This window comes from Phenylobacterium sp., assembly GCF_031984885.1.
GTDB lineage: Bacteria > Pseudomonadota > Alphaproteobacteria > Caulobacterales > Caulobacteraceae > Phenylobacterium.
On the sequence record NZ_DAMABV010000007.1, the window covers coordinates 268,639 to 277,443 of the forward strand.

Sequence of the window (8,805 nt, forward strand, 5' to 3'; positions counted from 1 at the left end):
TGCATGAGTGATTTCGATATCAATCAAGTTCGCAGGCTGGACGGCGGGCTGCTGCTGGTGTTCCGCGAGCTGGTGCGGCGGCGCAAGGCGCAGGAGGCGGCGCTGGCCCTGGGCCTGAGCCCCTCGGCGGTCAGCCACGCCCTGACGCGGCTGCGCGACCTGTTCGGCGACCCGCTGTTCGTGCGCAAGCCGCACGGCCTGGTCCCGACACGGCGGGCGCTGGAGCTGGAGCCGCAGGTCGAGGCGCTGCTGGCCCTGGCCGGCGCGACCCTGGGCCGGCGCGAGGCGTTCGATCCGGCCGCGAGCCGGCGGGTGTTCCGGATGTCGGCCCCGGAGTTCGTCACCGACCTGATCGGCGGGCGGCTTCTCAACGCCCTGGCGGCGCGGGCGCCGGGCGTGATCTTCACCGTCGAGCACATGACCCAGGACCGGGCGCTGGAGGCGTTGCGCCGCGGGGAGATCGACCTGGCGGTGGGGCGGTTCGCGGGCGGCTTCGGCGACCATCGGACCGAGGCGCTCTACGAAGACCGCTACTGCGTGGCGGCGCGGCGCGGGCATCCGCGGATCGAGGGGGCCATCGACGCGCGGACCTATGCGACCGCCGGCCACGTCTACGCGATGGCGGGCAGCGAGACGGCCGGCGACGAGAACCTGCCCAATCCGCTGGGGATGACGATCGCCGCCCGCGCCGGCGCGCCGCACTGGATGACAGTGCTGGTGATGGTCGCGGCCAGCGACGCCATCGCCACCTGCCCGCGGCGGCTGGCCGAGCGGCACGCCGCGATGCTGGGCCTGCAGGTGCTGGACCCGCCGTTCGAGCCGATGCGGCTGTCGGTCGAGGCGGTGCGCCGGGCCGGGACGGAGGACGCCGGGGTCGACTGGTTCCTGGGCCAGGTGCGCGCGGCGGCGGGGTAGGGGGCGGTGTCTTGAACCCGCCTCCTCCGATCGTCATCCCCGGCCGCATAGGCGTGCCGGGGATCCATACGCGCCGGAGATTCTCGACAAAGCTCGGCGTCTATGGATGGCCGGGACCTGGCGGCCCGGCCATGACGAACCCTGGGGAAAGGGCCGAATGCAGATCGCCCTGCCCTCTAGCGCAGCCGGTTAGATCTCCACGCCGAGCTCGCGCCGCAGATGATCGCGGGTGGCGGCTTCGAAGGCGGCGGGCCAGGGCGCGCCTAGGCGCTCGGCCAGGGGCCGGGCGTGGGCCAGGAAGCGGCGGGCGATCCGGCTCTGGGCGTCGATCAGCGATTGGCGCTCGGCGGCGGGCGCGGGCAGGGCCTCGAGCGTGGACCGCTGGCCCTCGCTCAAGAAGCCGTTGAGCCGCTTGGCGCCGCGGGCCGAGCGCGGCACGCCGTTCTCCTCCAGCATCAGCTCGACGAGCATTCCGCGCAGCAACTCCACGCCCTGCTGGCCGACCAGCCATTCCCCGCGGCCGATGCAGACGGGCGAGAGGCCGAGCACGCGCAGGAACTCGCAGACCAGGCGCTCGATCCGGGCCGGGAGATCGGCGTCGGCTCCCGGCGGACGCGGCGGAGGGCGGGCGGCGGCGTCGCCCAGCAGCGGCGCCAGGCCCGCGCCGTCCTGGCGGGCGAACTCGGCCGCGGTCAGGAAGGCCAGGTCGAAGCGGCTCCAGCCGGGCGTGATCCCGGAGAAGATGCGGCCATGGACGATGTGCGAGAAGACGGTGGCGGGGACGGCGATGACGCCGTCGGCGCAGTCGCGCAGGCAAGCGGCGAGATCAGGGTCGTCGACGACGATGGTCAGGTCGACGTCGCTCCAGGCGTCGCCAGCGCCCTTGCCGAAGCTGCCCGAAAGCCAGGCCGAGCGAATGCGCGGGTCGGCGGCGAGCGCGGCGGCGAGGTGGTCGAGCAGGGCCTGCTGGTCGTCGGTCATCGGCGGCAGGCTGCAGGGGCAGGCGGGCGGCGGCAAACGATTTTACCGCCGCCCGTCCGTGAGCCCAAGTCTCAGATCTGGCGCGTGCGGCCTTCCCAGTAGGGGGCGCGGACCTTGTTGCGCTGGATCTTGCCGGCTTCGGAGCGCGGCAGGTCGTGCACGAAGTCGAGGCTGCGGGGGACCTTGAAGGCCGGCAGCGTCTTGCGGCCGAAGTCGAGGATCTCCTGGGCCAGCTCCTCGGAGGGCTGGTAGCCGGGCTTGAGCAGGATGACGGCCTTGACCTGTTCGCCCCACTCGTCATGCGGCACGCCGACCGTGGCGCTGTCGGCGACGGCCTCGTGCTTGATCAGCTCGTTGTCGACTTCCTGCGGGTAGATGTTCACCCCGCCGGAGATGATGGTCTCGGCGTTGCGGCCGGTGAGGAACAGGTAGTCGTCCTCGTCGAAATAGCCGACGTCGCCCATGGTGAAGAAGTCGCCGACGCGGTTGGCGGCCGTCTTGCTCGGGTCCTTGTAGTAGGTGAAGCCGCCGCCGGGCGGGAGCTGGTGGTAGATGCCGCCGGGGACGCCGGGCGGGCAGTCGTTGCCTTCCTCGTCGAGGATGCGGACCTGGAGCAGGGCCGGGCGCTTGCCGACGCTGCCGGGCTTCTTCAGCCACTCCTCGGAGGAGATGGTGAAGCCGGCGCCGCCCTCGGAGCCGGCGTAGTATTCCGACAGCACCGGGCCGAACCACTCGATCATCGCGTGCTTGACCTCGGGCGGGCAGGGGGCCGCGCCGTGGACGATGTATTTCACATGGCTGACGTCGTACCTGGCCTTCACCTCGTCGGGCAGGGCCAGCAGGCGCTGGAACATGATCGGCACCAGGTGCAGGTGCGTGATCTTCTTTTCCGAGATGGTGCGCAGGACCAGTTCGGAGTCCCACTTGTCGATGAAGTAGAGCGGCGCGCCGGCGCCCATGGCGGCGCGGACGTCGAAGGCCAGCGGCGCGGCGTGATAGGCCGGGCCGGCGCAGAGCTGGATGGCGTCGTCGTCGTAGCCGCGCAGGGCGTACATGCCCTGGGGCGTGACGACCGGGGTCTCGCGGAAGACGCCCTTGGGGCGCCCGGTGGTGCCCGAGGTGTACATCATCTGGTTGCCGAGCACCGGGTCGGTGATGTCGGAGCCGTCCAGCGGGGCGAGGGCGGCCTCATAGTCGGTGAAGCCGGGGATCTCGCCGCCGACCGCCAGTTTCAGCACGAGGTTGGGGCATTGCTCGGCGGCCGGCCCGACGGCGGCGACGCGCGCCTCGCCGACCAGGACCTTCGCCTCGCAGTCGTTGATGATGTAGGCGATCTCGTCGGTGGTGAGGTGCCAGTTGACCGGGGTGATGCGCAGGCCCGAGCGCAGGGTCGCGGCCTGGACCTCGATGAACTCGGCGCGATTGGAGCAGACGATGGCCAGGGCGTCGCCGGCCCCCAGGCCGTGCTGGCGGAAGAGGCGCGTGAGCTTGTTGGCGGCGGCGTTGACCTCGGCAAAGGTCCGCGAGCTGCCGTCCGGATTGATCACCGCCGGCTTGTCCGGCTGCAGCCGCGCCCACACCGCGGTGGTCATGCCGGTGGCGGCGGCCTCGTTCAGGACGTCTTCCAGGCTGGTGCGCTCTTTCAAATCTTCCATCAAATCCTCCCGTCGCCGACGGCCGGAGTGCGGTCCGATGGGCGCTCTTTTCTATGATCCGAGACGGTGTTTCCCCGGCGGCCGCAAAGCGAAATATGCGATGCGGAATGGGCCGCTTCCGTTTCGGAAACCCACCATGACAGGGCGCGGGGCGCTCGACAACTTCGCGCGACATCCAAACATGGACCGGATCGCCGCAGCCGCTATGCGCGGCCGGCGGCCTGGAGGAGGGCGATCGCGGCCGACAGCGCGCCGACCACCAGGAAAAACGCCGCCGCCTGGTAGGCGTAGGCGCGCCGTCCGCCGCCGTAGATCTGGAGGATTCGGTCCAGGACCACCCGGTCGCGCCGGAAGATGAGCGTCATGATCACCAGGCCGCCGCCGACCGCGAACACGGCGCCTTCAGGACGCGAGAGCCAGGCCCAGACCGGCGCGTTCACGGGGGCGGCGGCGAACATGATCAGCGAGAAGGCCGCCGCCAGGCCGGCGATCGCCCCGGCCGTCGTCAGCGCGAAGTAGGCGAACGGCTGGGGGCGGACCCGTCTGTCGCCGACCAGCCTGGAGAGGCCGCCGGCGACCTGAACCGTGAGCCACTCCAGACCGGCCACGCCCAGGAAGAGGATCAGCCCGGCGATGAGGAACAGCGTTTGGGCGCACCAGGACGCCCAGGCCGGATCCCAATAGGCCGTGGTCCTTCCTGCCTGGTCTACGGCCTCCTCCAGCACCGGAGTGATCGGCGCCAGCATGGGCTGGCATGCCCAGATCCACAGGGCCGAGGCCGCCGTCAGGTTGCCGAAAATCGCGCGCCGCCGGCGGAGCCGGTCAAGCCGGCCGAAGACCGCGGGCGTCAGCCACAGCGGCGTCGAGGCGAGGACGAGGGTTGGCTCTCCAGCCTCCCCCGTCGGCGATGCGCTCCAGGGTCAGGGGCCAGTCCTTCAGCCACTGGCGCACGCGCGCCAGGGCGGCGCGCGCGCGTTCGACGATTGGCGGCGGGGCGATCATGCGTGTCCTCCAGGCTGGGATGGCTATCGCATGGAGGCGCTTTTTTCCTCCCCCATCGTGGCAGGGCGATCGCAGATGGAAGTCGTCTTGAACCCACGTCCTGCGATCGTCATCCCCGGCCGCGTAGGCGTGCCGGGGATCCATACGCGCCTGGGATCGCCGGCGGACCTCGGCGCCTATGGGTGGCCGGGACCTGGCGGCCCGGCCATGACGAGCCAGGGGGAAATCCATAGAGGAGGAAAGAGACGCGGGCCAAGTGCGATCGTCCTGCTCGCGGGCGCGGACGACACAACCTGAAGAATTCGTCCAAAGCGTCAAAACAAGTCTGGCGCGCGGTATGCTCGCAGGTCAGAATGGTCCGCATACACCAAGATGGAACTGCGATGAGCCAGTCACGCCCCTCCCAGCGGGGCGCGCGCAGCTCTGACTCCGCCGCCGCGCGTGTGGACGTCAGCAAGATGCCGCGCGTGCTGCAAAGGATCACCGCGCTGTCGCTGCGCTACCCGGGGCGCATGGCGCTGGCGGTCGGGTGTTCGCTGGGCGCGGCGATCGCCAGCCTGACCCTGCCGCGGCTGTTCGGGGCGGGGGTCGACCAGGCCGGGACGCTGCTGAAGGCCGGCGCGGCGCACGCGGCCGAGGCGCAGGGCGCGCTGGTGACCACGGCGCTGCTGGTGATCGCCGCGACGGTGATTCGCGGCGTGCTGACCATGATGACCGGCTACCAGTCGGAATATGTCAGCCAGCGGGTCGGCTACGACCTGCGCCTGCAGTACTTCCAGCAGTTGCAGCGGCTGTCGTTCGGCTTCCACGACCGCATCCATTCCGGCGACCTGGTCACCCGCGGCATGCTGGACCTGGAGGGGGCGCGGGTCTTCATCCAGAACGGGGTGATGCAGTTGGTCTCGCTGGTCCTGCTGCTGGGCTTCGCCGCCTACATGATGCTGACCACCGACCTGGTCATGGGCCTGATCGGCCTGGCCTTCGTGCCGATCGCCGGCTGGGCGCTGGGGCGGATGGGCTTCCTGCTGCGGGTCACCTGGCTGCGGGTGCAGGAGCTGATGGCGGTGCTGACCCTGACCATGGAGGAGAACCTCCAGGGCATCCGCGTGGTCCGCGCCTTCGCCGGCAAGCGCTTCGAGATGGCCAAGTTCGACGCCGCCTCGAAGGACGCGCTCGACTTCTCCTACAAGCGCATCACGCTGCGGTTCCGGGCGGTGTCGGTGATGACGGTGTCGTTCTACGGCTCGATGGGGGTGCTGCTCTGGTACGGCGGCCACAAGGTGGTCGACGGGGCGATGAGCGTCGGCAAGCTCACCGAGTTCCTGACCTACATGACCCTGCTGCAGACGCCGATCCGGCAGATCGCGATGATCTTCAACGCCGCGGCGCGGGCGACGTCGTCGGGCGCGCGGCTGTTCGAGGTGCTGGACCTGGAGCCGGACATCGCCGACGCGCCGGGCGCCCGGCCGCTGGCCCCGCGCGAGGGGACGCTGCGCTTCGAGAACGTCGACTTCGCCTATGAGCCCGGCGGCAAGCAGATCCTGCACGGCGTCAGCTTCGAGGTGCGGGCCGGGCGGACGCTGGGGATCGTCGGGCCGCCCGGCAGCGGCAAGTCGACCATCGCCAACCTGGTCCCGCGGTTCTACGACGTCGCCGGCGGGGCGATCAGCATCGACGGCCAGGACATCCGCGAGGTCACCCTGGCCTCCCTGCGCGAATATGTCGGGCTGGTGCAGCAGGAGTCGTTCCTGTTCGACGCCTCGATCGGCCACAACGTCGCCTATGCCGACCCGTGGGCCGAGGACGAGCGGATCGAGGGGGCGGCGCGGACGGCCCAGATCCACGACCACATCGCCGGCCTGCCCGAGACCTACGAGACCCGGGTCGGCGAGCGCGGCGTGGCGCTGTCGGGCGGCCAGCGCCAGCGGCTGTCGATCGCGCGCGGCGTGGTGCCCGGGCCGGGGGTGATGATCTTCGACGACTCGACCGCCGCCATCGACGCGGTGACCGAGCGGCGGGTGCGCGACGCCCTGGCTGCGGCCACGGCGACCAAGGCCACCATCATCATCGCCCACCGGCTGTCCTCGCTGATGCACGCCGACCAGATCATCGTGCTGGACGAGGGGCGGATCGCCGAGCGCGGAACCCACGCCGAGCTGGTCAAGGCCGGCGGGATCTATGCCGATCTCTACGAACTCCAGTCCCGGTCGGACGCCGAGGCGGTGCTGGACGAGGACGCCGCATGAGCCAGCCAGAGCCCAGGAAACCCCGCGCCTCGCTCGGATCGTCCGAGGGCGAGGACATCTTCGGAACCTTCGACACCGGGGTGGCCAGGCGCTTCCTCGGCATGATGAAGCCCTATCGCCGCGCCTTCCTGACGGCGGTGGCCGCGGTGCTGGTCTCGGCCGCCTCGGTGGTGGCGATCCCGGCCCTGATCGGGCGGGCGGTGAACGCGGCGGTGGCGCGCGACGGGGCGCTGCTGAACCAGACCCTGATCGCCTTCGCGGGCCTGGTGGCGATCTATTCGACGGCGTTCTTCATCGAGCAGTGGCTGTCGGCGCGGCTGGCCCAGCGGGTGATCTTCGACATCCGCCGCAAGATGTTCGACCACTTCCAGGACGTCTCGCTGTCGTTCATGGACAAGACCCACGTCGGCCGGATCATGTCGCGCCTGCAGGGCGACGTGAACGCGCTGCAGGAGTTCCTGGAAAGCTCGACCGGGGCGGTGGGCGACGTGGCCATGCTGGTCGGGATCACCGCCGTGCTGATCAGCATGGACTGGAAGCTGGGCCTGCTGACCCTGGCGGTGCTGCCGCTGCTGATCCTGGTGCGGGCGATCTGGCTGCCCTATTCGAAGACCAGCTTCCGCCAGGCGCGCGACGCCTCGTCCACCGCCAACTCGGCCCTGGCCGAGAACATCAACGGCGTGCGCACCGTGCAGGAGACGCGGCGCGAGGCGGTGAACTTCGAGCTCTACAAGGACAAGGCCTACGACAATTTCGAAGCCCAGGCGCACGCGGCCTGGATGACCCAGATCATGGTGCCGACCGTCGACGTGCTGACCGGCCTGGCCATGGCCATCGTCATCGTGGTCGGCGGCAATGCGGTGCTGGGCGGGCGGCTGGAGGTGGGGGTGATGGTCGCCTTCATCTTCTATGTGCAGCGGTTCTTCGACCCGGTGCGCATGCTGTCGATGCAGTACACGATCATGCAGCGGGCGATGGCGGCCGGGCACCGGATCTTCGAGGTGCTGGACGTGAAGGTGGCGATCCAGGACGCGCCCGACGCCCAGCCGCTGAGCGACGCGCCGGCGACGGTGGAGTTCAGGAACGTCACCTTCGGCTACGACCCGGCGCGGCCGGTGCTGCACGACATCAGCCTGAAGGTGAACCCGCGCGAGGTGGTGGCCCTGGTCGGGCCGACCGGGTCGGGCAAGACCTCGATCATCGCCCTGGCGCACCGGTTCTACGAGGTCGACCAGGGCCAGGTGCTGGTCGGCGGCCAGGACGTGCGCGACGTGACCCTGGACTCGCTGGGCAAGACCATCGGCATGGTGCTGCAGGAGCCGTTCCTGTTCACCGGGACCATCGAGGAGAACATCCGCTACAACACCGAAGGCGCGAGCTTCGAGGACGTGGTGGCCGCGGCCCAGGCGGTGGCGGCGCACGAGTTCATCATGCGGCTGCCGGAGGGCTATGCGACCAAGCTGGGCCAGCGCGGGCGCAACATCTCGATGGGCCAGCGGCAACTGATCTCGTTCGCCCGGGCGCTGGTGGCCAACCCGCAGATCCTGATCCTGGACGAGGCGACGGCCAATATCGACAGCTTCACCGAGCAGGCGATCCAGAAGGCGCTGAAGGTGCTGTTCGCCGGGCGGACCTGCATCGTCATCGCCCACCGGCTGGCGACCATCCGCGACGCCGACCGCATCGTGGTGCTGCAGCAGGGGCGGATCCTGGAGCAGGGGAACCACGACGAGCTGATGGCGAGCGGCGGGCTCTATTCGCACCTCTACACCTCGGCCCACGCCTCGTTCGACGACCAGGTGGTGGCGACGACGGGGGATGCGGAGTTCGCGACGCGGACCTAGGACTGGGTGTCGTCGCGGAAGGCGTGCAGCGCCTGTCCGGGATCCATGGACGCCAGATAGCGGACTCCCGTCACGCGGCGCGAATGGGTCCCGGTCTTCGGCCGATGGCCGAAACCGGGATTGTCTGTTTGAAGTGATGCAATGTTGGGGAGCCGGAGGCAG

The 8,805-nt window shown here is 70.0% G+C and carries 7 protein-coding genes; 3 read left to right on the plus strand and 4 right to left on the minus strand.

The genetic code is table 11. From position 1 onward, the window contains the following. Window positions 1-3 precede the first annotated feature (3 nt). The gene (locus tag RTL41_RS13140) at window positions 4-915 is read left to right on the plus strand and encodes a LysR family transcriptional regulator (RefSeq protein WP_312165100.1); all 912 of its coding nucleotides are present in this window, start codon (window positions 4-6) and stop codon (window positions 913-915) included. 189 nt (window positions 916-1,104) lie between these two features. On the opposite strand, the gene RTL41_RS13145 is transcribed toward RTL41_RS13140, so the two are convergent. The 4 genes from RTL41_RS13145 to RTL41_RS13160 form a co-directional block, all read right to left on the minus strand. Beyond that, window positions 1,105-1,896 (minus strand): nucleotidyltransferase domain-containing protein, encoded by a 792-nt coding sequence (locus tag RTL41_RS13145; protein WP_312165102.1) that lies wholly within the window; start codon window positions 1,894-1,896, stop codon window positions 1,105-1,107. 71 nt (window positions 1,897-1,967) lie between these two features. Continuing rightward, the gene (locus tag RTL41_RS13150) at window positions 1,968-3,551 is read right to left on the minus strand and encodes an AMP-binding protein (RefSeq protein ID WP_312165104.1); all 1,584 of its coding nucleotides are present in this window, start codon (window positions 3,549-3,551) and stop codon (window positions 1,968-1,970) included. A gap of 203 nt (window positions 3,552-3,754) precedes the next feature. After that, on the minus strand, window positions 3,755-4,297 hold the full coding sequence (locus tag RTL41_RS13155; RefSeq protein ID WP_312165106.1) for a hypothetical protein: 543 nt from the start codon (window positions 4,295-4,297) through the stop codon (window positions 3,755-3,757). A gap of 76 nt (window positions 4,298-4,373) precedes the next feature. Beyond that, window positions 4,374-4,553 (minus strand): hypothetical protein, encoded by a 180-nt coding sequence (locus RTL41_RS13160; RefSeq protein ID WP_312165107.1) that lies wholly within the window; start codon window positions 4,551-4,553, stop codon window positions 4,374-4,376. 383 nt (window positions 4,554-4,936) lie between these two features. On the opposite strand from RTL41_RS13160, the gene RTL41_RS13165 reads away from it, so the two are divergent. Next, window positions 4,937-6,799, plus strand: coding sequence for an ABC transporter ATP-binding protein (locus tag RTL41_RS13165; protein WP_312165109.1), 1,863 nt, complete (start codon window positions 4,937-4,939; stop codon window positions 6,797-6,799). After that, entirely contained in the window at window positions 6,796-8,643 is a 1,848-nt protein-coding gene (locus tag RTL41_RS13170) for an ABC transporter ATP-binding protein (RefSeq protein ID WP_312165110.1), read from the plus strand. Before RTL41_RS13165 ends, RTL41_RS13170 begins: the two co-directional genes overlap by 4 nt. Window positions 8,644-8,805: the final 162 nt, after the last annotated feature.